The 26,129-nt window shown below is 62.5% G+C and carries 26 protein-coding genes; 13 read left to right on the top strand and 13 right to left on the bottom strand.

Features of this window, described 5'->3' with window-relative positions; all coding sequences use genetic code 11:
* Positions 1–3 precede the first annotated feature (3 nt).
* Complete coding sequence (gene mnmD / locus A7X77_RS19345; RefSeq protein ID WP_064684445.1) at positions 4–732, bottom strand: tRNA (5-methylaminomethyl-2-thiouridine)(34)-methyltransferase MnmD; 729 nt, start codon at positions 730–732, stop codon at positions 4–6.
* Here mnmD and A7X77_RS19340 point away from each other — a divergent pair.
* From A7X77_RS19340 to A7X77_RS19305, 8 genes are all read left to right on the top strand, one after another.
* Positions 731–1,909: an NAD(P)/FAD-dependent oxidoreductase gene (locus tag A7X77_RS19340; RefSeq protein ID WP_064684444.1), complete on the top strand. Its 1,179-nt coding sequence runs from the start codon at positions 731–733 to the stop codon at positions 1,907–1,909. The genes mnmD and A7X77_RS19340 overlap by 2 nt on opposite strands.
* A 114-nt stretch (positions 1,910–2,023) precedes the next feature.
* Entirely contained in the window at positions 2,024–2,731 is a 708-nt protein-coding gene (locus A7X77_RS19335; RefSeq protein ID WP_064684443.1) for a DUF1045 domain-containing protein, read from the top strand.
* 112 nt (positions 2,732–2,843) lie between these two features.
* Positions 2,844–3,767 (top strand): allantoinase PuuE, encoded by a 924-nt coding sequence (gene puuE / locus A7X77_RS19330; protein ID WP_064684442.1) that lies wholly within the window; start codon positions 2,844–2,846, stop codon positions 3,765–3,767.
* A complete protein-coding gene (gene uraD, locus A7X77_RS19325) occupies positions 3,767–4,267 on the top strand; it encodes a 2-oxo-4-hydroxy-4-carboxy-5-ureidoimidazoline decarboxylase (protein WP_064684441.1) in 501 nt (166 codons plus the stop codon). The genes puuE and uraD overlap by 1 nt, the downstream gene beginning before the upstream one ends.
* Positions 4,264–4,626 carry a HepT-like ribonuclease domain-containing protein gene (locus A7X77_RS19320; RefSeq protein ID WP_010027740.1) on the top strand — a complete coding sequence of 121 codons (363 nt, stop codon included), beginning with the start codon at positions 4,264–4,266 and terminating at the stop codon, positions 4,624–4,626. Before uraD ends, A7X77_RS19320 begins: the two co-directional genes overlap by 4 nt.
* 5 nt (positions 4,627–4,631) lie before the next feature.
* A complete protein-coding gene (locus tag A7X77_RS19315; RefSeq protein ID WP_064684489.1) occupies positions 4,632–5,132 on the top strand; it encodes an ureidoglycolate lyase in 501 nt (166 codons plus the stop codon).
* A complete protein-coding gene (gene uraH / locus A7X77_RS19310; protein ID WP_064684440.1) occupies positions 5,129–5,485 on the top strand; it encodes a hydroxyisourate hydrolase in 357 nt (118 codons plus the stop codon). Before A7X77_RS19315 ends, uraH begins: the two co-directional genes overlap by 4 nt.
* The gene (locus A7X77_RS19305) at positions 5,486–6,226 is read left to right on the top strand and encodes a metallophosphoesterase family protein (RefSeq protein ID WP_064684439.1); all 741 of its coding nucleotides are present in this window, start codon (positions 5,486–5,488) and stop codon (positions 6,224–6,226) included.
* Positions 6,227–6,252: 26 nt separating this feature from the next.
* Here A7X77_RS19305 and A7X77_RS19300 read toward each other — a convergent pair whose 3' ends face one another.
* The 4 genes from A7X77_RS19300 to A7X77_RS19285 form a co-directional block, all read right to left on the bottom strand.
* The gene (locus A7X77_RS19300) at positions 6,253–7,974 is read right to left on the bottom strand and encodes a flotillin family protein (RefSeq protein ID WP_064684438.1); all 1,722 of its coding nucleotides are present in this window, start codon (positions 7,972–7,974) and stop codon (positions 6,253–6,255) included.
* Entirely contained in the window at positions 7,971–8,618 is a 648-nt protein-coding gene (locus tag A7X77_RS19295) for an OB-fold-containig protein (RefSeq protein ID WP_064684437.1), read from the bottom strand. The genes A7X77_RS19300 and A7X77_RS19295 overlap by 4 nt, the downstream gene beginning before the upstream one ends.
* Before the next feature lie 5 nt (positions 8,619–8,623).
* Positions 8,624–9,763 carry a PspA/IM30 family protein gene (locus A7X77_RS19290; protein WP_064684436.1) on the bottom strand — a complete coding sequence of 380 codons (1,140 nt, stop codon included), beginning with the start codon at positions 9,761–9,763 and terminating at the stop codon, positions 8,624–8,626.
* 197 nt (positions 9,764–9,960) lie between these two features.
* Positions 9,961–10,569 carry a CDP-alcohol phosphatidyltransferase family protein gene (locus tag A7X77_RS19285; protein WP_064684435.1) on the bottom strand — a complete coding sequence of 203 codons (609 nt, stop codon included), beginning with the start codon at positions 10,567–10,569 and terminating at the stop codon, positions 9,961–9,963.
* A 200-nt stretch (positions 10,570–10,769) separates the two neighbouring features.
* Here A7X77_RS19285 and A7X77_RS19280 point away from each other — a divergent pair, with 200 nt between their 5' ends.
* Genes A7X77_RS19280 through A7X77_RS19270 form a run of 3 tightly spaced genes read left to right on the top strand, consistent with a single transcriptional unit; the run spans position 10,770 to position 14,331 of the window.
* Positions 10,770–12,554, top strand: a complete 1,785-nt coding sequence (locus A7X77_RS19280; RefSeq protein WP_064684434.1) for a bifunctional alpha/beta hydrolase/class I SAM-dependent methyltransferase — start codon at positions 10,770–10,772, stop codon at positions 12,552–12,554.
* A gap of 11 nt (positions 12,555–12,565) precedes the next feature.
* Positions 12,566–13,894 carry a phosphatase PAP2/dual specificity phosphatase family protein gene (locus A7X77_RS19275; RefSeq protein WP_064684433.1) on the top strand — a complete coding sequence of 443 codons (1,329 nt, stop codon included), beginning with the start codon at positions 12,566–12,568 and terminating at the stop codon, positions 13,892–13,894.
* Positions 13,891–14,331, top strand: coding sequence for a hypothetical protein (locus A7X77_RS19270; RefSeq protein ID WP_064684432.1), 441 nt, complete (start codon positions 13,891–13,893; stop codon positions 14,329–14,331). The genes A7X77_RS19275 and A7X77_RS19270 overlap by 4 nt, the downstream gene beginning before the upstream one ends.
* A 78-nt stretch (positions 14,332–14,409) precedes the next feature.
* Here A7X77_RS19270 and A7X77_RS19265 read toward each other — a convergent pair whose 3' ends face one another.
* The 3 genes from A7X77_RS19265 to A7X77_RS19255 all read right to left on the bottom strand — a co-directional run bounded on the left by A7X77_RS19265 (position 14,410) and on the right by A7X77_RS19255 (position 18,254).
* Positions 14,410–15,552, bottom strand: coding sequence for an alpha-hydroxy acid oxidase (locus tag A7X77_RS19265; RefSeq protein WP_064684431.1), 1,143 nt, complete (start codon positions 15,550–15,552; stop codon positions 14,410–14,412).
* Between the two features lie 156 nt (positions 15,553–15,708).
* Entirely contained in the window at positions 15,709–17,019 is a 1,311-nt protein-coding gene (gene guaD / locus A7X77_RS19260; RefSeq protein WP_064684430.1) for a guanine deaminase, read from the bottom strand.
* The gene (locus tag A7X77_RS19255) at positions 17,016–18,254 is read right to left on the bottom strand and encodes a urate hydroxylase PuuD (RefSeq protein ID WP_064684429.1); all 1,239 of its coding nucleotides are present in this window, start codon (positions 18,252–18,254) and stop codon (positions 17,016–17,018) included. Before A7X77_RS19255 ends, guaD begins: the two co-directional genes overlap by 4 nt.
* Positions 18,255–18,626: 372 nt before the next feature.
* On the opposite strand from A7X77_RS19255, the gene A7X77_RS19250 reads away from it, so the two are divergent.
* A complete protein-coding gene (locus A7X77_RS19250) occupies positions 18,627–18,959 on the top strand; it encodes a hypothetical protein (RefSeq protein ID WP_064684488.1) in 333 nt (110 codons plus the stop codon).
* Positions 18,960–18,980: 21 nt separating this feature from the next.
* On the opposite strand, the gene A7X77_RS19245 is transcribed toward A7X77_RS19250, so the two are convergent.
* The gene (locus A7X77_RS19245) at positions 18,981–19,877 is read right to left on the bottom strand and encodes a LysR substrate-binding domain-containing protein (RefSeq protein WP_064684428.1); all 897 of its coding nucleotides are present in this window, start codon (positions 19,875–19,877) and stop codon (positions 18,981–18,983) included.
* 101 nt (positions 19,878–19,978) lie between these two features.
* Here A7X77_RS19245 and A7X77_RS19240 point away from each other — a divergent pair, with 101 nt between their 5' ends.
* The gene (locus A7X77_RS19240) at positions 19,979–20,173 is read left to right on the top strand and encodes a hypothetical protein (protein WP_010031132.1); all 195 of its coding nucleotides are present in this window, start codon (positions 19,979–19,981) and stop codon (positions 20,171–20,173) included.
* On the opposite strand, the gene xdhC is transcribed toward A7X77_RS19240, so the two are convergent.
* The 4 genes from xdhC to A7X77_RS19220 all read right to left on the bottom strand — a co-directional run bounded on the left by xdhC (position 20,149) and on the right by A7X77_RS19220 (position 26,102).
* The gene (xdhC, locus tag A7X77_RS19235) at positions 20,149–20,961 is read right to left on the bottom strand and encodes a xanthine dehydrogenase accessory protein XdhC (protein WP_064684427.1); all 813 of its coding nucleotides are present in this window, start codon (positions 20,959–20,961) and stop codon (positions 20,149–20,151) included. The genes A7X77_RS19240 and xdhC overlap by 25 nt on opposite strands.
* Positions 20,962–21,240: 279 nt before the next feature.
* Positions 21,241–23,580, bottom strand: a complete 2,340-nt coding sequence (gene xdhB, locus A7X77_RS19230) for a xanthine dehydrogenase molybdopterin binding subunit (protein ID WP_064684426.1) — start codon at positions 23,578–23,580, stop codon at positions 21,241–21,243.
* Positions 23,581–23,830: 250 nt separating this feature from the next.
* Positions 23,831–25,297 (bottom strand): xanthine dehydrogenase small subunit, encoded by a 1,467-nt coding sequence (gene xdhA / locus A7X77_RS19225; protein ID WP_064684425.1) that lies wholly within the window; start codon positions 25,295–25,297, stop codon positions 23,831–23,833.
* A 28-nt stretch (positions 25,298–25,325) separates the two neighbouring features.
* Positions 25,326–26,102 (bottom strand): 3-hydroxybutyrate dehydrogenase, encoded by a 777-nt coding sequence (locus tag A7X77_RS19220; protein WP_064684424.1) that lies wholly within the window; start codon positions 26,100–26,102, stop codon positions 25,326–25,328.
* Positions 26,103–26,129: the final 27 nt, after the last annotated feature.

Genomic DNA, 26,129 nt, shown 5'->3' with positions numbered 1-26,129 from the left:
GCTCTAGCTGGAAGGCGCCTTCACACCGCAGAGCATTTCCCGCTTGCCGGCGAACCCTTTGCGGCGTTCCACGCCAAAGCCGGCGGCGATGAGATTGCGGCGCACGAAGCCGGCCGCGGCATAGGTGGCGAAGGTGCCGTCGACGGCGGTCCTTTCGTTGACCTCACGCATCAGTTCCCCCGACCACATGTCGCCGTTGCGGGACGGGGCGAAGCCGTCGAGATACCAGGCGTCGAAGCCCGGCTTCGCCGTCATGACGCCGTCGAGGGCCGGGCCGCAGACGACGCTCAGCCGCGTCTGGTTGTCGAGGTCGAGCGAGACGGTCCCATTAGGCGCTTGCGGCCAGGCCGCGGTCAGCGCTTCGCGCTCGGCATCGATCTCCGGCCAGTGCGACAGCGCCCGGCCGATCTCTTCGCCGCGCATCGGATGGAGTTCGAAGGAGATGAAATGCAGATGCTGGCCGGCCGCGCGATGCTGCTTCCATTGCCGCCAGGTCTCGGCGAAGTTCAGGCCGGTGCCGAAACCGAGTTCGCCGATCACGAATGTCTGCCGCCCGCTCCAACGCTCCGGCAGGCCGTTGCCGGCGAGGAAGACGTGGCCACATTCCAGCCGGCCATCGGTCTGGCAATAAAAATGATCGCCAAAGGTCGTGGAATAGGGCATATCGCCGTCGCGCCATTCGAGCGGCTGCGGCGCGCCCGCGCCAATCTGATCTGGGTTCACGTCTGTCATGGAAAAAGCCGATAGTCCTGCGCCGGCGTCCGGTCAATCTTCTTGCGACGTGCTGATCGTCGGCGGCGGCATCATGGGTCTCTGGGCGGCCGTCCATGCCGAGCGGTGTGGCCTAAACACCCTCCTTGCCGATGCCGGCAGGCTGGGCAGCGGTGCGAGCGGCGGCCTGCTCGGGGCCCTGATGCCGCATATGCCGGACCGCTGGTCTGAGAAGAAGCAGTTCCAGTTCGATGCGCTCGTCTCACTCGAAGCCGAAATTGCGGCGCTCGAAGCGGCAACCGGGCTTTCCGCCGGTTATAACAGGTCCGGACGGCTGATCCCGCTGCCGAAACCGCATCTCAACCGTATAGCCCGCGGCCATTCCGAGGACGCCGAGCGCCACTGGCGGGCAGGCGAGCGCCGGTTCCAATGGCATGTGCTCGACCGGCCCGATGTAGACGGCTGGGTCGAGGCCTCTGCCGGCCAGAGCGGCTTTGTGCATGATACGCTTGCCGGCCGCGTCGCCCCCCGTTCCCTGATCTCAGTGCTGATCGCGTTCCTGCAGCATGCAAAACATGTGCGCATCATGGAAAATGCTGATGTCGCTGCGCTCGATCCCGACCGGGGTACGGCTAAGATGGGCAGCGAAACCGTCACCTTCGACCGCTGCATCCTGGCCGCCGGCCATCGCTCTTTTCCCCTGCTGCAGGATCTGACATCAGGGCTGAAACAGCCGCTCGGCCGGCCGGTGAAAGGGCAGGCGGCGCTATTGAGGGCGGAGATCGACCCGGCGCTGCCGACGATCTTCCTCGACGGTCTTTATGTCGTCGCGCATGAGGGCGGGCATGTGGCGATCGGCAGCACCAGCGAGAACCGTTTCGACGATCCCGTTTCCACCGATGCCCAGCTCGACGCGCTGATCGAGGCGGCGCGCGCCATCGCTCCGATCCTTCGCGACGCTCCGATCGTCGAACGCTGGGCGGGGCTTCGCCCGAAGGCCATCGACCGCGATCCGATGATCGGCCGCCATCCCGACCACCCGCGGCTCATCGCATTGACTGGCGGTTTCAAGGTCAGCTTCGGCCTTGCCCACCGGCTGGCGGAAGCGGCAGTTTGTATCGCAGGCGATACAGATTGCGAATTTTTCCTGCCGGAAAGCTTTGCGATTTCAAGCCATATCGCTGTGGCTTCACGTTAAACGTGAATTAGGTACAGCTGTGTTTCGTTATTCTGTCATGCAAATCACCTATCTGCTTGCGCATCGGCAGCGCCCAATTTCAGCGGCGCTCACTTCCTTGATGGAGGAAATTGCATGCGCTATGCCATTTGCTTCACGCCTCCGGCGAGCGACCCGCTGTCGCTCGTGGCCGCCAATTGGCTCGGTCGAAACGTATTTTCCGGCGATATGCTGGAGCCTCCGGCCGTCCGCGGCCTCGGCATTCACGAGATCGCCTTTCATACAGCCGTGCCGCGGCGCTATGGTTTTCACGGCGTTCTGAAGGCGCCGTTCCATCTGTCCGGCGATATGTCAGAATCGCAACTCCTGCGCGATCTCATGCGTTTTGCCGGGACATTCGCTCCCTTCCAGATTTCACGTCTCGAAATTGCCCGGCTCGGCAGTTTCTACAGCCTGACGCCGAGCGCTCCTTGTGAGCAGATCCAGTATCTGGCTTCGGCGATCGTCCAGGAGTTCGATCGCTACCGCGCGCCGCTGAGCGAGGCCGACATCGAGCGCAGCGATCCAGATGGATTGTCGGCGGCGCAGTTCGCCAATCTACATCGTTGGGGCAATCCTTATGTCATGGACGAGTTCCGCTTCCATATGCCGGTGACAGGCTCCATCAACGCGATCGACATGCCCCGCATCGAACAGGCGCTGCGAACAATCTTCATGCCCATCCTGAAGGAGCCGGTGATGGTTTCGAACGTGGCATTGATGATCGAAGAGGGTGCCGGCGGTCCCTTCCGCGTCCATTCCCTGCACCCCATGGGCAAGGTCAGCGCGCGCAGGATCGCCTGAGGAACGTTAAGCTAACCGGTTGTGCCGAAAGGATAAATTCTGCCACGCAGTTTCCGTCTCGACATTCCGGCTGCGGATGATACCGTTCCCCGTCTTTTCAGAAGGTGATTTTATGGTATCCGAGACTTATCCGCGCAATCTCGTCGGCTACGGGCGTCAGACGCCCGATCCGAAATGGCCGGGCGAGGCATGCGTTGCCGTGCAGTTCGTCATCAATTACGAGGAGGGCGGCGAAAGCTCGATCCTCGACGGCGATCCGGCGTCCGAAAACCTGCTGTCGGAGATCGTCGGTGCGGCCGCCTGGCCGGGGCAGCGCAATCTCAACATGGAATCGATCTACGAATATGGTTCGCGGGCCGGCTTCTGGCGGCTCTGGCGGATGTTCACCGATCTCAAGGTACAGGCGACCGTCTACGGCGTGACGCTGGCGATGGCCCGCAACCCGGAAGCCGTCGCGGCGATGAAGGAGGCCGGCTGGGAGATTGCCAGCCACGGCTATCGCTGGCTGGAATACAAGGATTTCCCCGAGGATCTCGAGCGCAAGCATATTCTCGAAGCGGTGCGCCTGCACACCGAACTGACTGGCGAGCGGCCTTACGGCATGTATCAGGGCAAGCCTTCCGACAACACGCTTCGGCTGGTGCAGGAGGAGGGCGGTTTCCTCTATTCCTCCGATTCCTATGCCGACGACCTGCCTTACTGGGTGAAGGGTGTCGACGGGAAACCCTTCCTGATCATTCCCTATACGCTCGAAACCAACGACATGCGTTTTGCCACGGCGCAGGGCTTCAACGCGGGCGATCAGTTCTTCACCTATTTGAAGGATGCCTTCGACACGCTCTATGAGGAGGGCAAGGCGGGCAGCCCGAAGATGATGTCGGTCGGCCTGCATTGCCGCCTCGTCGGACGGCCCGGCCGGGCGGCGGCGCTGAAGCGCTTCATCGAATATGTGCTGAAGCACGATAAGGTCTGGATTCCGCGCCGCATCGAGATTGCCGAGCATTGGCACCAGCAGCATCAGCCGGACGCGCTCTGATGATATCGCGCGAGGATTTCGTCTCCCGCTTCGGCGGTGTCTTCGAACATTCGCCTTTCATCGCCGAGCGCGCCTATGACAACGGCAGCGTGAGGGAGCCGCTGACGGCATTGAGCGTGCATGCGGCGCTTGCCGCCGTTTTCCGGGCGGCAAGCCGGGAAGAGCGTCTCGGCGTGCTCAGCGCCCATCCGGATCTCGCCGGCCGCCTGGCGATCGCAGGAGAACTCACCGAAGACAGCCGCAAGGAGCAGTCGGGAGCCGGTCTCGACCGGCTGAGCCCGGCCGAGCATGCCCGCTTCAGCGAACTCAATTCGGCCTATGTCGAAAAATTCGGCTTTCCTTTCATCATCGCCGTCAAAGGGCTTGGCAAGGACGACATCCTTTCGGCCTTCGAGAGGAGGATCGGTAATGGCCGGGATGAAGAATTCGTGACCGCAACGGCGCAGGTCGAACGGATCGCACTGCTGCGCCTGACATCGATGTTGCCGGAGGGTGAATGAGCGAGCCGCGTGCTATCGACTATCTCAATGAAATGCAGAAGGCGGCCGCCGAAGCATTGTATTTTGTCGGAGGTATGGATGAGGCGGCCTTCGCCGAGGACAATCTCACTTTCAAGGCCGTTGCATTCTGCCACTTCACCATCGGCGCAGCTGCATCCCGCCTGCTCGTGACCCATCCGGAATTTGCCACCGAGCATCCCACTTTGCCCTGGACGAAAATCTGCGGCACGGGCAACCGTATCCTCGAAGACGTCTTCGCCCTCGATCCCTCCGACATCTGGGAGGCAACCTATCGCACGCTGCCGGAACTTCTTGTCGAGATCGATGCCATTCGTCACTGGCATGCCGAAGGCGAGTGAAGCCGTTGCCCGAATTTCTCGACATTCGTCCATTGACCAGATCGACCTTCGCCCCGTTCGGCGAGGTGATCGAAGCCGATCCAGCCTCGATGCGGCTGATCAATGGCGGCACGACCGAGCGTTTTCATGCGCTGGCCACAGCCGAGGCGGCGGGCGAGGGCGCGCAGGTCATTATCAATCTGTTTCGCGGCCAGCCGCGCAGCTTTCCCTATGATGTCGACATGATGGAGCGCCATCCTTTCGGCAGCCAGAGCTTCTCGCCACTTTCCGACCGGCCCTTCCTCGTCGTCGTCTCCGAGGACGAGGAAGGGCGCCCCGGCCGGCCGCAGGTGTTTCTCGCGCGCGGGGATCAAGGGGTGAATTACCGCCGCAATGTCTGGCATCACCCGCTGATGGCGCTTGGCCAGTCCTCCGATTTCCTGGTCGTCGATCGCGACGGACCGGGCAACAATCTGGAAGAATTCTTCTTCGAAACCCCCTTCGTCATCAAAGAGCCAGCCCTATGACCGGACTGACCACGCATGTTCTCGACACCACCCTCGGCAAGCCGGCCAAGGGCCTCAGGATCGATCTTTTCCAGCTCGAGGGCGAGATCCGCAGGCATCTGAAGACGGTCGCGACCAATGCCGACGGCCGGATCGATGGCGGCCCGATCCTCGCCGGCGAACATTTCCGCGTGGGGATTTATGAACTGGTCTTCCACGCCGGCGATTATCTCAGGGCCTGCGGCACGCCGCTGCCACATCCGGCTTTCCTCGATCTGGTGCCAATCCGTTTCGGCATTGCCGACGTCACGGCCCATTACCATGTGCCGCTACTAATCTCGCCCTATGGTTATTCCACCTATCGGGGCAGTTAGATGCGTTTTGCCGCCATCGCCGATATCCACGGCAACCATTTGGCGCTCGAGGCAGTGCTGGCCGATATTCGCGCCGAAGGCGTCGAGGAGATCGTCAATCTCGGCGATGTCTTCAGCGGGCCGCTGGAGGCCGGCCGGACGGCGGATCTGCTGATGCCGCTCGGCCTGACGTCGGTGCGCGGCAATCACGACCGCTATCTCGCTGAGCAGGATCCGGCTTCCATGCATGCCTCAGATGCCGCCGCCTATCGGCAATTGTCGCCATCCCAGCTCGACTGGCTGCGCAGCCTGCCATTCGACGCCGTCTATCGCGGCGAGGCCTATCTCTGCCATGCAACGCCGAAAGACGACAGTCTCTACTGGCTGGAGTCCGTCTCGCCGGAGGGCATTGTTTTTCCGAAGCCGATCGAAGCCATCGAGGCGTTGGCTGAGGGCATAGACCTGCCGCTGATCCTTTGCGGGCACACGCACATTCCCCGCGCCGTCCGTCTCTCCGACGGCCGGCTGATCGTCAATCCCGGCAGCGTCGGCTGCCCTGCCTATGACGACGATCTGCCCTGTTATCACAAGGTCGAAGCCGGCCATCCGCTGGCCGGCTATGCCATTCTGGAGAAGACGGTTGCGGGATGGACGTGGCAGTTCCGCAACGTCGCCTATGACAATCTTGCGATGTCGAGGCTGGCGGCGGAAAACCGCCGGCCAGACTGGGCGAGTGCGCTGGCGACCGGCTGGCTGCGGTAGCCGGCCGCCTTCGCGCGAATAGGAGATTACTCCTTCGGAGGTGCCGCGGCGATAGCCGCCTGCGCCGGTGCGGCGGGTGCGGCCGGTGCGACTGGTGGGGCCACGGGCTTGGCGCTGTCGAGACTTCCAAGCAGGGACGAGATCGCATTGTCGCCTTCGAAGCCGGCTTCCTTCAACAGCTTGTCGAGGATCGGTTTATTGGCCTGGTAGGCAAGCAACTGACCGGCCAGCCCGTCGCCCATGCCGATGCCGTTGTCGCCGGTCGCGCCGCCGCGGCCGAGCATGCCGCCGGTGTCGAAGATCCTGATGTCGGAGATCTTTTCGATCGGCTTGACCGCCTCGGCGAGGGCTTCGGGAATGATGCGGATGCGCTCGCGGGTGATCTCGAACTCGATGATGGTCTGGCTGAGCTTGTTGCGGGCTTCATTGAGCAAGGCCTCGCTTTCCGCGGCGGCCTTGCCGGTTTCGAGAACGCCCTTGGCTTTGATGATGGCCGCGTCCGCTTCGGCGGTCGCGAGCGTCTTGATGGCTTCCGCCTGGTCGATCGCAGCCTGCTTCTCGGCCTCGGCGCCGACGGTCACAGCGGTCGCTTCGGTTTCGGCCTTCTTGCGTGCGTCGATCACGGCAATCTGCTTTTCGCGCTCGGCGATCTCGATTGCCTTGGCGGTGCCGACCTTTTCCTCTGCCGCGATCGCGGTGGCGCGGGCCGTTTCGGCAGCCGCCTTCGCCTCGGATTCTTCCCGGCTCTTGTTGGCAACGGCGATAGCGCTTTCCTGGGCGACGATCTGAAGGTCGCGCTTGGCTTCGGTATCGCGCTGCTGGACTGCGCGGGCGGCATCGATGTTCGCGCTTTCGCGGGCCTGCTTGGCGGCTGCCTCGCGTTCGGCGATCGCCTGTTCGGAGGCGATGCGGGCTTCCTCTTCGGCGCGTTTTGCCGCCTGCTCCTGCTGGGCGGTTTCGGCACGCGTCGCGGCGGATTTGTTGGCGATGTCGCGTTCCTGGCTGAGTTCGGCTTCGCGCTTCGTCCGCTCGATGGCGAGCGATTGCTGGCGAGCCTCGAGGTCCTTCTGGGCAATGGCGACTTCGGTGTCGCGGACGATCTCGTTGCGCTCCTTCTTGCGGCTTTCGGTGATGCGCGTCAGCGCCGCCAGACCCTGTGCATCGAAGAAGTTGTTGGCGTTGAAATGCTTTATATCGGTCTGGTCGAGGCGTGTCAGGGATACGGATTCGAGCTCGAGACCGTTCGACTGGAGATCGGCGCCGACGGCTTCCTGCACGGCCTTGACGAAATCCATGCGCTGTTCCTGGAGCGCGTCGAGATTCATGGTCGCCGCCACCGAGCGAAGGCCGTCGACGAATTTCGCTTCGATCAGGATGCGCAGCGCCTCGGCGTCGTTGGTGCGGCTGCCGAGCGTCTGGGCGGCCAGCGCGATCGAGGAGCCGTCGGGCTTTACGCGTACGTAGAATTCGGCGCCGATATCGACGCGCATGCGGTCCTTGGTGATCAGCGCATCGCCTTCGCCGCGGCGGACTTCGAGGCGCAGCGTCTTCAGGTTCACCCTGGCGATCGAGTGGAAGATCGGCAGGACGACGGAGCCGCCATCGAGCACGACTTTCTGACCGCCAAGACCGGTGCGGACATAGGCCTCGTCACGGCTGGAGCGCGTGTAGAGAGAGGCGAGGACAAAGCCGATGCCGAAGATTAGAACGATGCTAATGCCGGCCGGTAGAAGAATGTCGTACATCATGGCTGCTCCCTGAAAGATTGATTGTCCCCTCCGGCCGGATCGGCGAGTGCGGGAATGGCGATAAACACATCCGCCTTGCGATCGACGAGGAGAACCTGCGTGCCGATCGTCAGCGGGTCCTGGCCCTTGGCAGCCTTGGCTCTCAGAACATGCCAGTTCCCGTGTTGGTCTTTGACCCGGATGCGACCAGGCAGTCCCTGATCGAGCGGGCCGAGCGACACTTCTCCGGTCCGGCCGATAAGGGTATCGAGATCGACGGCATAGGTCTCGTCGTGCGGGACGATCCGCGCCACTGTCCGGCTCGATGCCCTAACCATGGGGAAGGTGACCGCCAAGGCGGGAACGACGGCGACAGCGGCAGGCAGCGGCGCCCAGAAGGCGCCGGCGACCGCCTGTACGGCAAAACCGGCAATGGCGAAGAAGCCGAGCGCCATCATCAGGAGAATGAGCAAGGGGACGCCGCCGACATTGAGCCAGGAGAGGTAACCGGCAAGACCGTCATGGCTGTTGAAATCCGGTTTTCCGAGAAGCTCCGTGATCGAAAAGCCCATGACGGTCGCGAGCATCTCGATCACGGTCAGGCCGGCAAGCACGGCGGCGGCGATCGCAAAGGGAAGGCATTCAGGAGCGAGAAAAAGTCCCATCGGCGTTACCGGTTATCCGCCTTGAAGCGCGCAAGGCGGGCTTCTATCGCCTGCTCGCGGTGCAATCGGTCAAGTTCGTCCAGTTCGGAACTATGGGCATGTTCGCCGGATGGAACGCCGGTCAGCCGCGAGACCGCCGCGGCGGCGCGGGCGGCATCCGCGCCCGGCGTCGGTCTGTTGTGGCCGGAGAGAGCCTCTTCGGGATGCCTGGCGATGCTGCGCTTGAAATCGGCAAGGCGAGCGTCGGCCTCGCGGCGCGTGGCGAGCACCGCCTGCAGGGCTTTCTGCCCCTCATCCACCTGCTCGCTGGCATCGGCCAGCGCCTTGTCGAGCGCCGCGATCTGGGATTCGAGATCGATCTGACGGGCGACGCCGGCCTTTGCGAGATCGTCGCGCCCGGAGGAGACCGCCAGGCGGATCTTTTCATCGAGCGCATTCATGTCTTCGGCGATTTCGTCCTTGCGGCTCTGGATGCGGTATTCCTCGGCGCGCGCCTTGCCGAGATCAGTGCGGGCTTCCTCCGCGGCCGCATCGATTTCGCGGATCGCCTGTTCGATGACCGCGAGCTTGTTGACGCCTTCCGCTTTGTCGATCGCCGCATTCGCGATGCCCGCGATCAGGCGACCCATGCGTGAAAGAATGCCTTCATTCGTCATGTTTTCCTCCATCCGAGCCGAATTCGGCGTGACGCCGATGTTAATCTCGTAGCGATCGTGGTCCGCTACAAGGTATGCGGGAAAAATACTCTCCCATCCCCTGGAATAGCCCGCGACATCGAAGGGCACGGCAACGCGTCCGTGCACCGTTGCGATCGTGAGGTCCGAGGGACCCTTGATGGCGAAGAGCTTGTCGTCGAGCGGCAGCTGCAGCGGTTCCGGGATGACACCCCTGTTGGCGGCGAAATCACGAAGGCCGAGCGTCACCAGCCGGGCTGGCAGGCCCGTCTGCTCGCGAACGGTTTCATAGGCAAGATCATGCAGGACGACGAGATTGGCCCCCGCTTTGTCGTCGATGAGATCGGTCAGGATGTCGTTCATACTGCGATAGGCGGCAATGGTGTCGTCGAGCGCCTGCCGGGCCTGATCGTCAGGCGCCAGAATGTAGCGCAAAAGTGAGGGATGCGATGTCTTGCTCGTGGATGCCATGGACCAAAAACATAAAGCACCGCTTTTGTGCTTTCAAGATGGAAGGCCAGAAAGATACAACCTTTATTTAAGGTGCGGTTAACAGAGGGAGGGACCAGAAGATGTGCTTGCCAAGCAATTCGCAAGAGGCGGCGTTCGACGCAGTTCCCGCATAGCGTTGTCAGAGGAAACAGGCGGCAGATCGGCTCCGCTTCCTATCAGGCGGCCGTGCGCGCCTCGCGAATTCCGGCGCTGACACGGTTAATGACAGTCCATACGAGCAGTAGAGCCACCACTGCCCAAAGCCACGCAGTCCATGCTGCAAACGTGCCGCCAATGGCGACAAAGATGCCGAGCGCGCCGAAAAGCACTGCACGGTCGCTCTTGCCCAGCGGCCCGTCGTAACGCCGGCTTGCGCCGACGGTTTGACCCAATACGCCGGCAAATTCTGTCAGTACCGACAGGAATATGACAACCATTGCCAGCATCAGGCCGTTCGGATCCAAGAGCGCAAACGGCAAATACAGCGCGATATCCGACACGACATCACCGATCTCGTTGAGATAGGCGCCCAAAATGCTTTTTTGCTCATGTTCGCGCGCGAGCATGCCGTCAATGGCATTGAGGCCCATGCGCAGGAGAAACCATGCAGGCTCCAGCAGGAACCACTGCGTAAGCGGAACGACACTCAGGAAAAGGCCAAGTGCAACCGAGACGGCCGCGGCAACAGTCGTCACCTGATTGGCAGTGACGCCCCGCGCCGCCAGCGCGCGCACCAGAGGGCGAAGAATATTCTGAAACCGGGACTTCAATTGATAAACAGACATGCTACCTCATTGGAGTTTCGCGGCATCGGAAAAATCTATCCCAGTTCCGGCGGTGCAGAACGTCGTGCTTGTGGGGAAGCCGATACTTCATATCGGTTCTCGTATAGGGCTTACATTTGCGTCTAGACTTTTGCAATGAATGCAAATCACTGTTCCGCCAATGGTTGCAACCCATCAACCGATCAAAAGAGGAGTAGACCGTGCTGCAAGCTGCCGATATCAGGCAACCGTCCTTGACGGCCAGGCCGATGCGTGAATCCGAATTCGTGTCGCATGACGGCACGCGGCTCTTCTATCGGACGTGGCCAGCGACCGGCGCTGCACCGAAGGGCGCAATCATTCTTCTCCATCGCGGCCACGAGCACAGCGGCCGGGTCGCTCATCTCGCCGCCGAGCTCTGTCTCGATGATTTTGCCTTGTACGCCTGGGACGCACGCGGCCACGGACGTTCACCGGGAGAGCGCGGCTATTCGCCATCCTTCGCAGCCTCGGTGCGTGATCTCGATTGCTTCGTCCGCCATGTCAGCGAGACAAGCGGTACTGCCGTTACAGACATCGCCGTGATTGCGCAGAGCGTCGGCGCGGTCCTCGCCACCACCTGGGTGCACGACTATGCGCCGCCGATCCGTGCGCTCGTGCTGGCCTCACCGGCCTTCAGTGTCAAGCTCTATGTGCCTTTCGCCAGGGAAGGCATTGCGCTCTGGGAAAAGCTCAAGGGGACATTCTTCGTCAATTCCTATGTCAAGGCGAGGTATCTGACGCACGATCCCGAGCGCATCGCCTCTTTTGAAGCCGACCCATTGATCACCCGGCCGATTGCCTCCAACATTCTGTTGCAGCTTTACGAAGCGGCGGCCCGCGTCGTCGACGACGCCCGCGCCATCACCGTTCCGACCCAACTGCTGATCTCCGGCAGTGACTGGGTGGTGCGACACGCGCCGCAGCACCGGTTCTACGAAAACCTCGGCAGCCGCATCAAGGAGCGGCATGTGCTTGCCGGCTTCTATCATGACACACTGGGCGAGAGGGACCGCGCGATTGCGCTCGCCGAGGTCCGCCGTTTTATCGATTCGCGGTTTGCCGAGCCGCGGACGCCTGCCGACCTTCGGACTGCCCATGTCCAGGGCTATACCAAGGACGAGGCCGACCGGCTCGCGACCCCCTTGAACGCCACATCCCTACGCGGCATCTACTGGGCGCTCAGCCGTCTCAACATCAGGCTCGGCGCACTGGTGTCGGAAGGCATAAAAACCGGGGTCAAGACCGGTTTCGATTCCGGCTCGACGCTCGATTACGTCTACGAGAACAAGCCGCGGGGGCTCGGTCCCGGCGGGCGGTTGATCGACAAGGTGTTTCTCGAGGCGATCGGCTGGCGCGGCATCAGGCAGCGCAAGCTGCATTTGCAGGAGCTGATCGAGTACGGGCTGCAGCGCCTGAAAGCAGCCGGCCGCAGCACCCATATGCTCGACATCGCGGCCGGGCACGGCCGTTACGTGCTTGACGCGATCGAGGCGGCTGCGGTGCGTCCCGATAGTGTGCGATTGCAGGATTATTCCCCCATCAATGTCGAGGCCGGCCGCAACAGCATCGCCACGCGCGGCCTCAGTGATTTCGTAAGCTTTCACCAGCAGGATGCCTTTGACGGCGAGGGGCTGGCGGCAACCACGCCGGCTCCGGATCTGGCAATCGTCTCCGGCCTTTACGAGCTTTTTTCCGACAATGCGATGATTGCCGCTTCGCTGAGCGGGATCGCCCGCGCGATGCAGCCGGGTGGCCTGCTCGTCTACACCAACCAGCCCTGGCATCCTCAACTGGAGATGATTGCCCGCGCTCTGACCTCCCACCGTGGCGGCCAGGCGTGGGTGATGCGGCGGCGGACGCAAGAAGAAATGGACCAGTTGGTCGCGGCGGCCGGTTTCCGCAAGGTCGAACAGCGCATCGACCAATGGGGCATTTTCACCGTCTCGCTGGCGGAGAGAATTTGAGGGCTACGCCGTTGGGGCAGGCACGTTCTACTCTTTCCCAGTCAGCGCCGGTCCTGAAGCGGGCGGCGCTCTGGCTCGTCTTCCTGGCGCCGTTCTTCTATCTGACCTATGGCGGCGCCAATTGGCTGGCATCGCAACGCGCTCATGTGCCGAACATCGCCTTCGCATGGGAAAGCGCCATTCCGTTCCTGGCATGGACCATCATTCCATACTGGTCGATCAACCTGTTCTATGCACTTTGCCTGTTCATCAACACGACGCCGAGCGATGTGGATATGCTCGCGAAGCGTTATCTGACGATCCAGATAATAGCGGTCGTCTGCTTTATCGCCTTTCCGCTCGAAGCAACATTCGTACGGCCGGCCACGAGCGGCTTGCCCGGCTTCATGTTCGCCGTCCTCGGTGGCTTCGATAAACCGTTCAACCAGGCGCCGTCGCTGCATGTTGCGCTACTGGTGGTGATCTGGGACCATTTGCGTGGCCGATTGCCGCGCCGAACGCGGCTTCTCTGGCACCTCTGGTGCTTCCTGATCGGCGCCTCGGTGCTGACGACGTGGCAGCATCACGTGATGGACATACCGACCGGCATGCTGCTCGGTCTGTTTGCCGCCTGGCTTTTTCCGCGTGATGCTGATTCCCCTCTTGCGAATTTTACCGTGAGCGGCGATCCGAAGTCGCGCCGTCTTGGCATCTACTATCTGGGCGGTGCCGCCGCATTTCTCGGCCTTGCGGCGCTCTGTACTCCTCTATCGGCCGCGGCACTGCTGTTGCTCTGGCCGGCCGTTGCGCTGGCGATCGTCGCCGCCGGATATTTCGGCGCCGGCCCGCAGATATTCCTGAAACGCGCCGATGGCCGGGCTGCACTTGCCAGCCGCTGGCTGCTGGCGCCCTATCGGCTGGCCGCCATAATCAATGTTTGGTTCTGGACACGCAAAATGCCGGCATCGGTCGTGATCGCTGATGGCGTCCATCTCGGTCGTTTTCCGCGTCGCCACGAGGCCGACCGTTTTACCACGGTGATCGACATTGCCGGCGAACTTCAGTGCCCAAGCGGGACGCTTGCGCGCTGGTGCAGCTTTCCCGTCCTCGATCTCACAGGCCTCGACGAGATCCAGGCGCGAGCCGCGGCGGGTGCCATCGAGGCTGCGCGCCATCAGGGACCGGTCCTCGTCTGCTGTGCGCTCGGTTTCCAGCGGAGCGCCAGCGTCATCGCATGCTGGCTGATCATCAGCCGACGTTGCGAAAATTCCGCTGAAGCGTTGCAACTGATCGAACGCGCGGGACGGCGTGTTTATCTGCCCGCGGAAACTATCCATGCCGTGACCGAGGGCTCGCAATGACGCGGTGGCAAACCGCGGCCTCCGCGGCGGCGCGAAATCTCGGCTGCAATGCAATATTCTGCGGGTTGACCGCCCTGTTGCCACTGATTGCCGGCCCGATCACCGCGGGATATCGGGGTTTCGCCCCAACGCTCGGCTGGCTCCTGGTGCTCGTTTTCTGCGGGATTGTCCTTGCGCTGGCGATCCATCTTCTCTTCGATGCGCTGTTGTTTCGCCTCGCGTCGAGCCATGAGACAGAGGCAGCCGGCCTTGCCGCCGTCGACGACCTGCTATCCAGGATGCAGCTTCGCAAGCCTGACGGGGCACCGCGTGGTCTCGAGAAGCGGATTGCCGGATCGCGTCGCATCGTCTGGCAGCAGCGCTTTGCGCTCGTCCTTTATCTCGGGATCTTCGCGATCCTTCAGATCAATGCGAGCGGCGGCCAGCCGCCGGGCTGAATTGCATGCCGTAGCGTGTCCGGCAGGTCTTGCCCGCGCCATCGGCGCGTTCAGCCGGTGCCTATTTCTCTCTGTGCTTCAGCCTTGCCTCGATATGATCGACGCGTTCACGTCGTTGATGTCGCGTCTGCCGCAGAGCGCCATGGTGATGTCCATCTCCTTGCGGATGATGCCGAGTGCCAGCGTGACGCCTTCCTTGCCCATGGCGCCGAGGCCGTAGAGGAAGGGGCGGCCGATATAGGTGCCTTTGGCGCCCAGCGCCACGGCCTTCAGCACATCCTGGCCGGAGCGGATGCCGCCGTCGAGATGGATCTCGATGCGGTCGCCGACGGCATCGACGATGGCGGGCAGCATGCTGATCGAGGACGGGGCGCCGTCGAGCTGGCGGCCGCCATGATTGGAGACGACGATCGCATCGGCGCCGGTGTCGGCGGCTGCCCGGGCGTCCTCCGGATCGAGCACGCCCTTGATGATCAGCGGCCCGCTCCATTGTTCCTTGATCCAGGCGACGTCGGCCCAGGAGAGCCGCGGATCAAACTGCTCGTGCGTCCAAGTGGCGAGCGAGGTGATGTTGGAGACGTTCCTGGCATGGCCGATGATGTTGCCGAAGGTACGGCGCTTGGTCTGCAGCATATCCAGGCACCAGAACGGCCGGGTCGCCATCTGCCAGACATGTTTCGGCGTGAATCTCGGCGGCGCCGACAGGCCGTTGCGGAGGTCCTTGTGACGCTGGCCGAGGATCTGCAGATCGGCCGTCAGAACCAGTGCCGAACATTTGGCGGCCTTGGCGCGGTTGATGAGGCCGAGGACGAAATCCTTGTCCCTCATCACGTAGAGTTGGAACCAGAAGGGGCGCGTCGTCACCGATGCGACGTCCTCGATCGAGCAGATGCTCATGGTCGACAGTGTGAAGGGAACGCCGAACTCTTCGGCAGCCCGCGCCGCCAGCATCTCACCATCGGCGTGCTGCATCCCGGTCAGGCCGGTCGGCGCCAGGGCCACCGGCATCGAAACTTTCTGACCGATCATCGTCGTTTCCAGCGTGCGGTCGGTCATGTCGACCATCACCCGCTGCCGTAGCTTGATCCGGCTGAAATCGCTCTCATTCGCCGCATAGGTCGACTCCGTCCAGGCGCCCGAATCCGCGTAATCGAAAAACATTTTCGGCACACGACGCCGCGCGAGTTCTTTCAGATCGGCGATCGTGAGCGGAGTGGCCATGAATTGAACCTTCACATCTGAATGTAATCAGCCGGCCTAACACGACATTTCGAGGAGCGTTAGGGAAATCCGGGCATTAGGCTGCTTTGGGCCGCGGATGGAATGAAAGATGTTCATACAGTCGTCCGAAGGCTTCCATTTGGGAGCAAGCGGGTGTCATCGAAGCCCCGCTTTCATAGGTAGACCCGCCACATAGGTTTCGGCGATCGCCCGGTCGTCGCCCATCGTCTGCAAGAGGAAGAGTTCCTCGGGCAGGCTCTTCACCGCCTCCAGCTTCAGCGCCATGGCCGGGGTCGCGGCCGCATCGAGGACAACGAGATCGGCGTCGGTGCCGGGGTCCAGCGTGCCGATCCGGTCTGCCAGCGACAGTGCCTCGGCATTGCCGCGCGTCATCAGGTACCAGCTTTCCATCGGGTTCAGCCGTTCCCCCAGCAACTGCTGGATCTTGTAAGCCTCGTCCATCGTCCTCAACATCGAATAGCTGGAGCCGCCGCCAATATCGGTTGCGACGCCGATGCGGACCGGCTTTTCGCGCCGCGCCAGCGCCTTCAGCGGAAACAGACCGGAGCCGAGGAAGAGGTTCGAAGTCGGGCAATGGACGGCGACCGAACCCGTCTCGCTCATGACATCGGCTTCGCGTTCCGAGAGGTGGATGGCGTGGCCGAAAAGGCTTTTCGGCCCGAGCAGGCCGTAGCGGGCGTAGATGTCCGTATAGTCGATCGCCTCGGGATAGAGCTCGCAGGTGAATTTGATCTCGTCGTGATTTTCCGAAAGATGCGTCTGGATGTGCAGATCGGGGAATTCGCGGGCAAGCGCTGACGTCGCTTCCATCTGCGCCGGCGTCGAGGTGATGGCGAAGCGCGGGGTGATGGCGACGTGATTGCGGCCTTTGCCGTGCCAGTCCGCTATGACTTGGCGGGTCTCGTCATAGCCCATCTCGGGCGTGTCGAGCAGGCCCTGCGGGGCGTTGCGGTCCATCATCACCTTGCCGCCGACCATGCGCATGTTGCGTTTCATCGCCTCGGCGAAGAAGGCGTCGGCGGAGGTCTTGTGTACGGAACAATAGGCGACCGCCGTCGTCGTGCCGTGGCGGATCAGTTCGTCGTAGAAATGCGTGGCGATCCTTTGGGCATGTGCGCTTTCCACGAAACGGCATTCCTCGGGAAAGGTATAGGTGTTCAGCCATTCGAGCAGGTTGGCGGCATAGGAGGCGATCACCTGCATCTGCGGAAAATGCAGGTGCATGTCGATGAAGCCGGGCAGGATCAGATGCGGGCGGTGATCGATCTCGATCGTGCCTTCGGCGGCCTTCGCCTTGGCGTCGGCATAGGGGCCGACCGACGCGATCAGCCCCCCTTCGATCAGCAGGCCGCCATCTTCCTCGTAGAGATAGCTTTGGCTGTCGGCCAGAGTGAGCGGCGCCCGATGAAAGGACAGCAGGCGGCCACGCAGGAGTGTCGTCGTCATTGTTTCTTGCCTTCGACTGCGCTTTCGAACCAGGCGACGAGCAGCTTGCGTTCGTCCGGCGTCATATCGGTGATGTTGCCGGGCGGCATGGCACGGCTGCGGCCTGCCTGTATATAGATTTCCCGGGCATGGGCGGCGATATCAGCGTCGTTTTCGAACTCGACGCCGTTCGGAGCTCGCACGATGCCCTCATAGGCGGGCTCGGCCGCGTGGCACATGGAGCAGCGTGTCGCGACCAGTTGCTTGACGGCGGGAAAATGCGGATCGCCGGCGAATTGCTGGAAGGCGGGCGCCACCGCCGCCGTATCCCTTTCGCCATTCAGCAGTTTCGGTACCGTCGAAAGCCACATGATCAGGATGAAAAGGATGACGGTGACGATCCAGGTCCAGGTCGGCCGGCCCTTCCTGGCATGGGTGGTGTTGAACCAGTGGCGGATGGTGACGCCCATCAGGAACACCAGCGCCGCGATCACCCAGTTGAACTGTGTTCCGAAGGAGAGCGGATAATGGTTCGACAGCATGAAGAAGATGACGGGCAGGGTCAGATAGTTGTTGTGCAGCGAACGCTGCTTGGCGACCTGGCCGTATTTCGGATCGGGCGTGCGGCCGGCAATCAGATCGGCGACGACGATCTTCTGGTTCGGGATGATGATCATGAAGACATTGGCCGACATGATCGTCGCGGTGAAGGCGCCGAGATGCAGGAAGGCGGCGCGGCCGGTGAAAAGCTGCGTATAGCCCCAGGCCATGAAGACGAGCACGACATAGAGCACCGCCATCAGCCCCCAGGTGTTGCGCCCGAGCGGGGATTTGCAGAGCAGGTCGTAGACGAGCCAGCCGAAAGCCAGCGATGCCAGCGAGATCGCGATGGCGACCGGCGGGCTGATGTCGAGCACATGTCGGTCGATGAGGAAGAGGTCGGCGCCGCCATAATAGACGATGCAGAGCATGAGAAAGCCGGAGATCCAGGTGAAATAGCTTTCGTATTTGAACCAGGTCAGGTGCTCGGGCATTTGCGCCGGCGCCACCAGATATTTCTGGATATGATAGAAGCCGCCACCATGGACCTGCCATTCCTCGCCATAAGCGCCGGGCGGCAGATGCGGTCGTTTCACCAGTCCGAGATCAAGCGCGATGAAATAGAAAGACGATCCGATCCAGGCGATCGCGGTGATGACATGGAACCAGCGTGCCGCGAAGGCCAGCCATTCCCATGCTATGGCATATTCATACATCGAATTCCCCTAACTTCCTCCGACTCGCGACTTTGCGGAAATTTTGACGGGGAGGGAAGAGGAGATTGAAGAACCGCACAGGACGCCAATTCGGCAACGGGCGAACCCGGGCAGTAATGATATGATCGCGCTGTACAGCGATCGGCTCATCGGCGGTTTTGTCGAAGCTGCCGATCGCGGCCGCATCGTCGAACTGCTGTCCTGTGCCTAAAAGCTGCCGAGAAGGTGTGTATTTATCTCCGGCTTACACTCGGTCCGCTAATACAGCGGGTCTTGAAACCATGATGATCCGGTTACAATTATGTTTAAGGCCGCCGGAATGAAATAAGAACAGTGATCAGCGGCGGCGCATTCATCAACGGAGAAGATGCCATGCGCAGCATTTTGACGTGTGTGATGATTGCATATGCGTCGCTGGCGACGGCTCATGACGCACCCTCGGGGTGGAGTTATGACCCGTATTGTTGCAACGGCGACAGTCATAGTGGCGACTGCCAGATGATCCCTTCGAAAAGCGTGGCGGTGACGCCGGGCGGATATCGCGTAACGTTGTTGCCGGGAGACCACCGGCTGGTCACGCATGCGCATGTCTTCCTGTTGCCGATGACCAAGGCGATGCAATCCGGCGACGAGGATTACCATCTCTGTCTTTTTCCGAATGAGGATACGCCGCGCTGCTTCTATGCGCCGGAGATGGGATTCTGAGGCTACCGCGATGCCCTGCTTCTAATCCCCGGCCGCCTTCATCTCTTCGAGGATCCAGTTGCGGAAGGCTTTGATCTTCGGCACGTTGCGGCGGTTTTCGGGATAGGCGAGCCAGTAGGCCTTGCCGTCGCTGCGGGTCAGCTCGAAGGGCTGGTAGAGCCGGCCGAGCGCGATCTCGGCCGCATAGAAGGCCGGGTTGAGGATGGCGACGCCATGTCCTGACATTGCCGCATCGGCTTCCACCGCTTGGGAGCCGAGCTGGTTGCGCGGGCGGCGGTCGAGATCCGTGTCGGTGACGCCGGCTGCCTCGAACCATTGTTTCCACCAGATGTCGCCGGCGTCGAAGAGATCGAACTTCAGGAGATCACGCGGCTCCTTGATGCCGCCGGCCGATTTCGCCAGCTTCGGGCTCAGCATCGGGGTGAACTCCAATCCCATCAGCCGGTGCAGCGCCAGCCCGGGCCAGTTGCCGTCGCCCCAGCGGATGGCGACATCGATCGGCTCGCGGGAAAAGTCGATGATATCAGAGCTCGCCTGAAAGCGCACGGCGATCGCCGGGTGCTTCAAATGGAAAGAGCCGAGGCGCGGCGCCAGCCACTTCGACGCGAACGTATGCGTCGAGCTGATGGCGAGCGTGCCTTCAACACTATCGCGCGCCGTTGCCATCGCGTCATGCAGCATGGCAAAGGCTTCCGTCACCTTCGGCGCCAGCCGCTCACCGGTCTCCGTCAGTGCGATCTGGCGGGGACGGCGCAGAAAGAGCGGCTCGCCGACATTCTCCTCCAAGAGCTTGATCTGGTAGCTGACCGCCGTCTGCGTCATGCCGAGCTCGTCGCCGGCCTTGGTGAAGCTGCCGAGCCGGGCGGTGGCCTCGAACACGCGCAGCGCATTCAGCGGGAATTGCTTCGAAAGCTTCATGGATAAGTTCTCTTGATGCAGACAGACGGTCGTTCGATTGGAATTGCAGCATTTTCGGCGGCAAACTGCAACTCATACCATCAAACTGACGAGGTGATGTCATGGATTGCTTTGCTATCGAAGAGAAGCGCTCGCAGCCGAGCATGGGTGTGTTCAAGCGTCTTGCCGGACGGCTGGTCGGCCGTTTCTGCCGGCTGCCCCGCCTCGATCTCGATGCTGCGCCGGACCGCGTCAAGCGCGATCTTGGTTTCCTCGATGGCCGCGATCCGTTTTACGAGGACGCCTGCAAGCGATAGGCCGCCAGCGCCGTCAGGATTTCGGCGGCGGTCATTGCGGCGATCACCTCAGGGCGTTTGTCCCTGACCGCCGAGCCTCCGATCGGCAGCGTCAATCGCTCCATCCAGGCGCGTTCGCCGCCTTCGCGGGAAAGCCAGCTTGCCAAGGTGGCGCGTTTGGTCGCTGAACCGATCATGCCGGTATAGGCGAGATCCTCCCTCGCCAGCGCTTCGCGGGCGATGAGAAAGTCCAGCGCATGGTCGTGCGTCAGGATGACGACCGCGCCGCCGGCGGCAATATCCTTCACCAGCGCTTCCGGCATCGGCACGAGGCGGGTCTTCGTCACCGCCGGCAGATTGGCGAGTTCCTCCTGGCGGATTTCAACCACTGTGACCGACAGCGGCAGCGGCGCAAGGGCAGCCGCCAGCGCGCGGCCGACATGGCCGGCGCCGAAGAGAAGCACCTCGGGCAGGCGCTCGATTTCGCCGGCACGTGTGGCTTCGAGTTCGTCTTTTAACGTCGGCGTCAGTTGGCGGAACCGCAACTGTGTACGCCCACCGCAGCACTGGCCGATTTCGGGGCCGAGCGGGATATCCATGGTGGCTGCGCCGCCGGTTCTCGCCAGCATCTCCCGGGCATTGTGGATCGCCATGAATTCCAACTGTCCGCCACCGATCGTGCCCCACAGCGCGGTTGGCGAGACGAGCATGAAGGCGCCGGTCTCGCGCGGGGTGGAGCCCTGGGTGGCGGTGATGTCGACGACGACGCTGTTGGGGTGGGTGGCGAGGAAGGTGGGGAGGTCGGTCATGGGAGGATGGCCGAGAGGTAAGTGGCTGAGTTACCCCCCTCTGTCCTGCCGGACATCTCCCCCACAAGGGGGAAGATGGGCATGAGGCGCGGGCTTCCCAAGACGGGGGAGCGACGGCCCAAAGCTGGATCTTGATAATTCGCTGCCAGGGTAATATGGGCGAAGGGCCGTCGTCTTGCCGATCTCCCCCCTTGGGGGGGAGATGTCCGGCAGGTCAGAGGGGGGGGCCCACCCTGCCGGTTCCGCTCGAGCAACAAGCCAGCCGGACGTCTTACCATCCTACACCCGCTTCATCCGCTCCACCGCCATGAGCACCCGTTCCGGCGTCGCCGGGGCGTCGAGCCTGGGGCAGACCTTGTAATCCGCGACGCTGGCGACCGCCATCGACAGCGCTTCCAGCACCGAGATCGCCAGCATGAAGGGCGGTTCGCCGACGGCCTTGGACCGGCCGATGGTAGCCTCGGCGTTCTCCGACCATTCGGCGAGGCGCACATTGAAGATTTTCGGCCGGTCGGAGGCGAGCGGGATCTTGTAGGTGGATGGTGCATGGGTGCGCAGCCGCCCTTTGTCGTCCCACCAGAGTTCTTCCGTCGTCAGCCAGCCCAGGCCCTGCACGAAGGCGCCCTCGACCTGGCCGAGGTCGATCGCCGGGTTCAGCGAGCGGCCGACATCGTGGAGGATGTCTGTGCGGTCGATCAGATATTCGCCGGTCAGCGTATCGATCGAGACCTCGGTGCAGGCGGCGCCATAGGCGAAATAGTAGAAGGGCGTGCCACGGCCGGCCTTGCGGTCCCAATGGATCTTCGGCGTCTTGTAGAAGCCGGCAGCGGAAAGCTGGACGCGGGCGAAATAGGCCTGCTTGATGAAATCGGGGAAGGGGACCTCGCTCTCGCCGACACGCACGCGGTTCGGCAGGAAGACGATGTCGGACGGCGCCACCTCCCACTTCTCGGTGGCAAAGGCCACCAGACGTTCCTTGATCTGGCGGGCGGCGTCGTAGGCTGCCATGCCGTTGAGGTCCGAGCCAGAGGAGGCAGCGGTCGCCGAGGTGTTCGGCACCTTGGCCGTCGTCGTTGCGGTGATCTTCACCCGGTCGATATCGACTTGGAAGCTGTCGGCCAACACCTGCGCCACCTTGGTATAGAGGCCCTGGCCCATTTCGGTCCCGCCATGGTTCAGATGGATCGAGCCGTCCTGATAGATATGGACGAGGGCGCCGGCCTGGTTGAAGGCGGTCATGGTGAAGGAGATGCCGAATTTCACCGGCGTCAGGGCAATGCCCTTTCTGATATAGCGGCTGTCGCGGTTGAAGCCGATGATGGCGTTGCGCCGCGCCCGGTAGTCTGACGTATCCTCCAGCTCGTCGACGACGCGGGCGATGATATTGTCCTCGACCTCCTGATGGTAGGGCGTCAGCGTGCGCCCGGAGCCCGGCTGGCCGTAGAAATTCAGCTTGCGGATATCAAGCGGATCCTTGCCGAGGGCATAGGCGATCTCCTCGATGATGCGCTCGGCGCCGAGCATGCCCTGCGGCCCGCCAAAGCCGCGGAAGGCGGTGTTGGAGACGGTGTGTGTCTTGAGCGGTTTCGAGGTCAGATGCACATGCGGATAGAAATAGCTGGAATCGGCATGGAACAGCGCGCGGTCGGTTACCGGTCCGGAGAGGTCGGAGGAGAAGCCGCAGCGCGCGGCGTAAGTGGCGTCGACCGCGTGGATGCGGCCTTCGGCATCGAAGCCCACATCGTAATCGACCAGGAAATCATGGCGTTTGCCGGTGGCGCTCATATCCTCGTCGCGGTCCGGGCGGAATTTGATCGCGCGGCCGAGCTTCTTGGCGGCGATCGCCGCAAGCGCTGCGAACTGACTGCCCTGCGTCTCCTTGCCGCCGAAGCCGCCGCCCATGCGGCGCACGTTGACGGTGACCGCGTTCGACGGGATATCGAGCACGTGGCCGACAATATGCTGGATTTCGCTCGGATGCTGCGTCGAGGACCAGACGGTGACCTCGTCATCCTCGCCGGGAATGGCCATGGCGATATGGCCTTCGAGATAGAAATGCTCCTGTCCGCCGATGCGCATCCGCCCCTTCAGCCGCATGGCGGCATTCGGCATTTCCGTTTCCGGCTCGCCGCGCTGGAGCGTCATCGGGGTGATGACCAGCGGACCGCCATTGGCCAGCGCGCCGTCGATATCGTGCCAGTGCGTGAGGTCGCGATAGTCGATCTTCGCCAGCCGCGCGGCGCGGCGGGCCGCGTCGCGTGTTTCGGCGATGACGGCAAAGATCGGCTGGCCGTGAAATTGAACTAGGGTTTCAGCAAGCAGCGGCTCGTCATGGCTGCCGTTGGAACTGGTGTCGTTGACGCCGGGCACGTCCTTGCCGGTGAAAACCCAGACGACGCCCGGATAGGCGGCGACCTGGGAAAGGTCGATGCTGAGGATCTCGGCGTGTGCCCGCTCGGAGAGACCGAGCGCGCCGTGCAGGAGGCCGGCGGGTTCGGGAATGTCATCGATATAATCGGCGGTTCCGGTGACATGCTTGTGCGCTGAGTCATGGCGCAGCGAGCCGTGTATGGGGCCGGAGATGACGACATTGGGATTTTCGAAGGTGGACTTGTCCATTAGCGTCTCCCTGTCGAAAAATTGCCCGTCGCAGATGCTCCGGGCGCTCGCGGCTCAGCGCCGCTCGCCCCCCTCATCCGCCCTATCGGGCACCGACCGGGGTCGAGCCGCGTGTCTCGACCCGTCCTTCGAACCCCCGCTGGGGAGAAGAGGGAGTCGAAACGTTGCCTCTTGTCTCTTCTCCCCAGCGGGGAGAAGCTGCCGGCAGGCGGATGAGGGGGGCGGCTGGGGCTTACGCTCACTCTCTCCATCACGCCACCTCCTCGAACCGCTTCAGCTCCGCCGGAGCGCCAACGGTCTCAAGATAGAACCGCGTCAGCAGGTTCTTTGCCGTCAGTTGGCGATACTCCGCCGTGGCGCGCCAGTCGGTCAGCGGCTGGAAGTCGGCGTCGAAGGCGGGGCGCGCGGCGTCGATCGAGGCTTCCGTCCACGGTTTGCCGATCAGCGCGGCCTCGACGGACGGCGCGCGTTTCGGCGTTGCCGCCATGCCGCCGAAGGCGATTCGGATGTCGGTGATGGTCTCGGACTCGTCGAGCGTCAGCAGAAAGGCGCCAAGCACGGCGGTGATGTCCTCGTCACGGCGCTTGGTGATCTTGTAGGCGGCAAAGCGGCTGGCCGCCTTGGGATAGGGCACGAAGACGCTTTCGACGAATTCGCCGGGTCTGCGATCCTGTTTGCCATAGGCGATGAAGAAATCCTCGAGCGGCATTTGGCGCAGCCCTTGCACGGAACGTAGGGCCAGAGTCGCGCCGAGGGCGACCAGCGGCGGGGGACTATCGCCGATCGGCGAACCGTTGGCGATATTGCCGCCGATCGTGCCCATGTTGCGCACCTGCTCGCCGCCGATGCGGTCTATCAGCCGCCCGAGCGCTGGGATCTTGCCGGAAATCTCCTCGAAGGCCCTGCTGTAGCTGACGCCCGCGCCGATGGTGACGCCATCATCGCTTTCCGTCACCGCCTGCAATTCGCTGAGATGATTGATGAAAACGACCGGGCTCAATCGGCGCATCTGCTTCGTCACCCAAAGGCCGACATCGGTCGCGCCGGCAACGATAGTCGCCTCGGGTTCCTGCGAGAGGACTTCCGCCAGAGCCTGAACAGACCCCGGAACGATCAGCCAGTCTTCGCCGCTGGCAATCCGGATGGTGCCGCTCGCCTGCATTGCCCAGAGCCTCGCGACGATTTCCGAGCGCGTCCGCTGCAGCGGGTCGAAGAGCGCGCTCGGCCGCTGCAGGCTGACCTGCTCGGCAGCCTTGACGATCGGCTCGTAGCCGGTGCAGCGACAGAGATTGCCTTGCAGCGCCTTCTCGATCTCGCGGCGGCCGGGTTTTTCCTTCGTCAGCCACAGGCCATAGAGCGACATGACGAAGCCCGGGGTGCAGAAGCCGCACTGCGAGCCATGACAGTCGACCAGCGCCTGCTGCACCGGATGCAGGGCGCCGTCCCGGCCGGCCAGATGCTCGACCGTCACCACGTGCGTGGCATGCAGTGAGCCCATGAAACGGATGCAGGCATTGACCGATTCGTAAGCGAGCTTGCCGTCGGCCAGCCGCCCGACAAGCACGGTGCACGCGCCGCAGTCACCTTCGGCGCATCCTTCCTTGGTGCCCGTCAGCCGCCGCTTCATCCGCAGGAAATCGAGAAGTGTCTCGGTCGGCCCGACATTGGCGAGCGCGATATCCTCGCCGTTCAGGATGAAGCGGATGCTGTCGTTCATGATATTCCCGGTTGTCTTTTCCAAATGGTTAAGCCGCCGTCCAGCCACCGTCAATCGAGATATGCGTTCCGGTCACCTGCCGGGCGGCGTCACTGGCGAGGTAGAGCGACAGGGCGCCGATCTCTTCGGCCTTGACGAATTCCCGGGTCGGCTGCGCCTTGAGGATGACCTCGTTTTTCACCTGCTCCTCGGTCATGCCGCGGGCCCTGGCGGTATCCGGTATCTGCTTTTCGACGAGCGGCGTCAGCACATAGCCGGGGCAGATGGCGTTCACCGTCACGCCGAATTCGGCAAGCTCCAGGGCGGCCGTCTTCGTCAGGCCCAATATACCATGTTTTGCCGCGACATAGGCGGATTTGAAGGGGGAGGCGACGAGCCCGTGGGCCGAGGCGATATTGATGATGCGGCCATGCTTTTTCGCCTTCATCAGCGGGATGGCGGCGCGCATGGTGTGAAAGGAGCTCGACAGATTGATGGCGATAATCTGATCCCACTTCTCGATCGGGAAATCCTCGATCTTCTCGACATGCTGGATGCCGGCATTGTTGACGAGGACATCAACGGTGCCGAAGGTTCTCGCTGCCGTTTCGATCAAGTCGGCGATCTCGGCGGGCTTGGTCATGTCGGCCGAATGATAGATCGCCCGGGCCTTCGACACCGATTCAAGCCGCTCGACGATCGCCTTGATTTCATCGGCATTTCCGAAACCATTGATGACGACATTGTCGCCGGTTTCGGCAAAGGCAGTGGCGATCGCCAGGCCGATGCCGCTGGTGGAGCCGGTGACGATGACTGATCTGCTCATGCTGTTTTCTCCTACATCGCGATGCTG

Source organism: Rhizobium bangladeshense, assembly GCF_001662075.1.
Taxonomy (GTDB): Bacteria; Pseudomonadota; Alphaproteobacteria; order Rhizobiales; family Rhizobiaceae; genus Rhizobium; species Rhizobium bangladeshense_B.
This window is presented reverse-complemented; position numbering and strand designations above follow the sequence as displayed.

Coding starts and splice junctions, on each gene's coding strand:
- xdhB (WP_064684426.1), bottom strand. CDS start 23,580: ATGGACAAGTCCACCTTCGAAAATCCCAATGTCGTCATCTCCGGCCCC.
- A7X77_RS19240 (WP_010031132.1), top strand. CDS start 19,979: ATGGATTGCTTTGCTATCGAAGAGAAGCGCTCGCAGCCGAGCATGGGT.
- A7X77_RS19255 (WP_064684429.1), bottom strand. CDS start 18,254: ATGTATGAATATGCCATAGCATGGGAATGGCTGGCCTTCGCGGCACGC.
- A7X77_RS19295 (WP_064684437.1), bottom strand. CDS start 8,618: ATGGGACTTTTTCTCGCTCCTGAATGCCTTCCCTTTGCGATCGCCGCC.
- A7X77_RS19245 (WP_064684428.1), bottom strand. CDS start 19,877: ATGAAGCTTTCGAAGCAATTCCCGCTGAATGCGCTGCGCGTGTTCGAG.
- uraD (WP_064684441.1), top strand. CDS start 3,767: ATGATATCGCGCGAGGATTTCGTCTCCCGCTTCGGCGGTGTCTTCGAA.
- A7X77_RS19250 (WP_064684488.1), top strand. CDS start 18,627: ATGCGCAGCATTTTGACGTGTGTGATGATTGCATATGCGTCGCTGGCG.
- A7X77_RS19290 (WP_064684436.1), bottom strand. CDS start 9,763: ATGGCATCCACGAGCAAGACATCGCATCCCTCACTTTTGCGCTACATT.
- A7X77_RS19340 (WP_064684444.1), top strand. CDS start 731: ATGGAAAAAGCCGATAGTCCTGCGCCGGCGTCCGGTCAATCTTCTTGC.
- A7X77_RS19320 (WP_010027740.1), top strand. CDS start 4,264: ATGAGCGAGCCGCGTGCTATCGACTATCTCAATGAAATGCAGAAGGCG.
- xdhC (WP_064684427.1), bottom strand. CDS start 20,961: ATGACCGACCTCCCCACCTTCCTCGCCACCCACCCCAACAGCGTCGTC.
- A7X77_RS19220 (WP_064684424.1), bottom strand. CDS start 26,102: ATGAGCAGATCAGTCATCGTCACCGGCTCCACCAGCGGCATCGGCCTG.
- A7X77_RS19335 (WP_064684443.1), top strand. CDS start 2,024: ATGCGCTATGCCATTTGCTTCACGCCTCCGGCGAGCGACCCGCTGTCG.
- A7X77_RS19300 (WP_064684438.1), bottom strand. CDS start 7,974: ATGATGTACGACATTCTTCTACCGGCCGGCATTAGCATCGTTCTAATC.
- puuE (WP_064684442.1), top strand. CDS start 2,844: ATGGTATCCGAGACTTATCCGCGCAATCTCGTCGGCTACGGGCGTCAG.
- A7X77_RS19270 (WP_064684432.1), top strand. CDS start 13,891: ATGACGCGGTGGCAAACCGCGGCCTCCGCGGCGGCGCGAAATCTCGGC.
- uraH (WP_064684440.1), top strand. CDS start 5,129: ATGACCGGACTGACCACGCATGTTCTCGACACCACCCTCGGCAAGCCG.
- mnmD (WP_064684445.1), bottom strand. CDS start 732: ATGACAGACGTGAACCCAGATCAGATTGGCGCGGGCGCGCCGCAGCCG.
- xdhA (WP_064684425.1), bottom strand. CDS start 25,297: ATGAACGACAGCATCCGCTTCATCCTGAACGGCGAGGATATCGCGCTC.
- A7X77_RS19265 (WP_064684431.1), bottom strand. CDS start 15,552: ATGGCCACTCCGCTCACGATCGCCGATCTGAAAGAACTCGCGCGGCGT.
- guaD (WP_064684430.1), bottom strand. CDS start 17,019: ATGACGACGACACTCCTGCGTGGCCGCCTGCTGTCCTTTCATCGGGCG.
- A7X77_RS19305 (WP_064684439.1), top strand. CDS start 5,486: ATGCGTTTTGCCGCCATCGCCGATATCCACGGCAACCATTTGGCGCTC.
- A7X77_RS19285 (WP_064684435.1), bottom strand. CDS start 10,569: ATGTCTGTTTATCAATTGAAGTCCCGGTTTCAGAATATTCTTCGCCCT.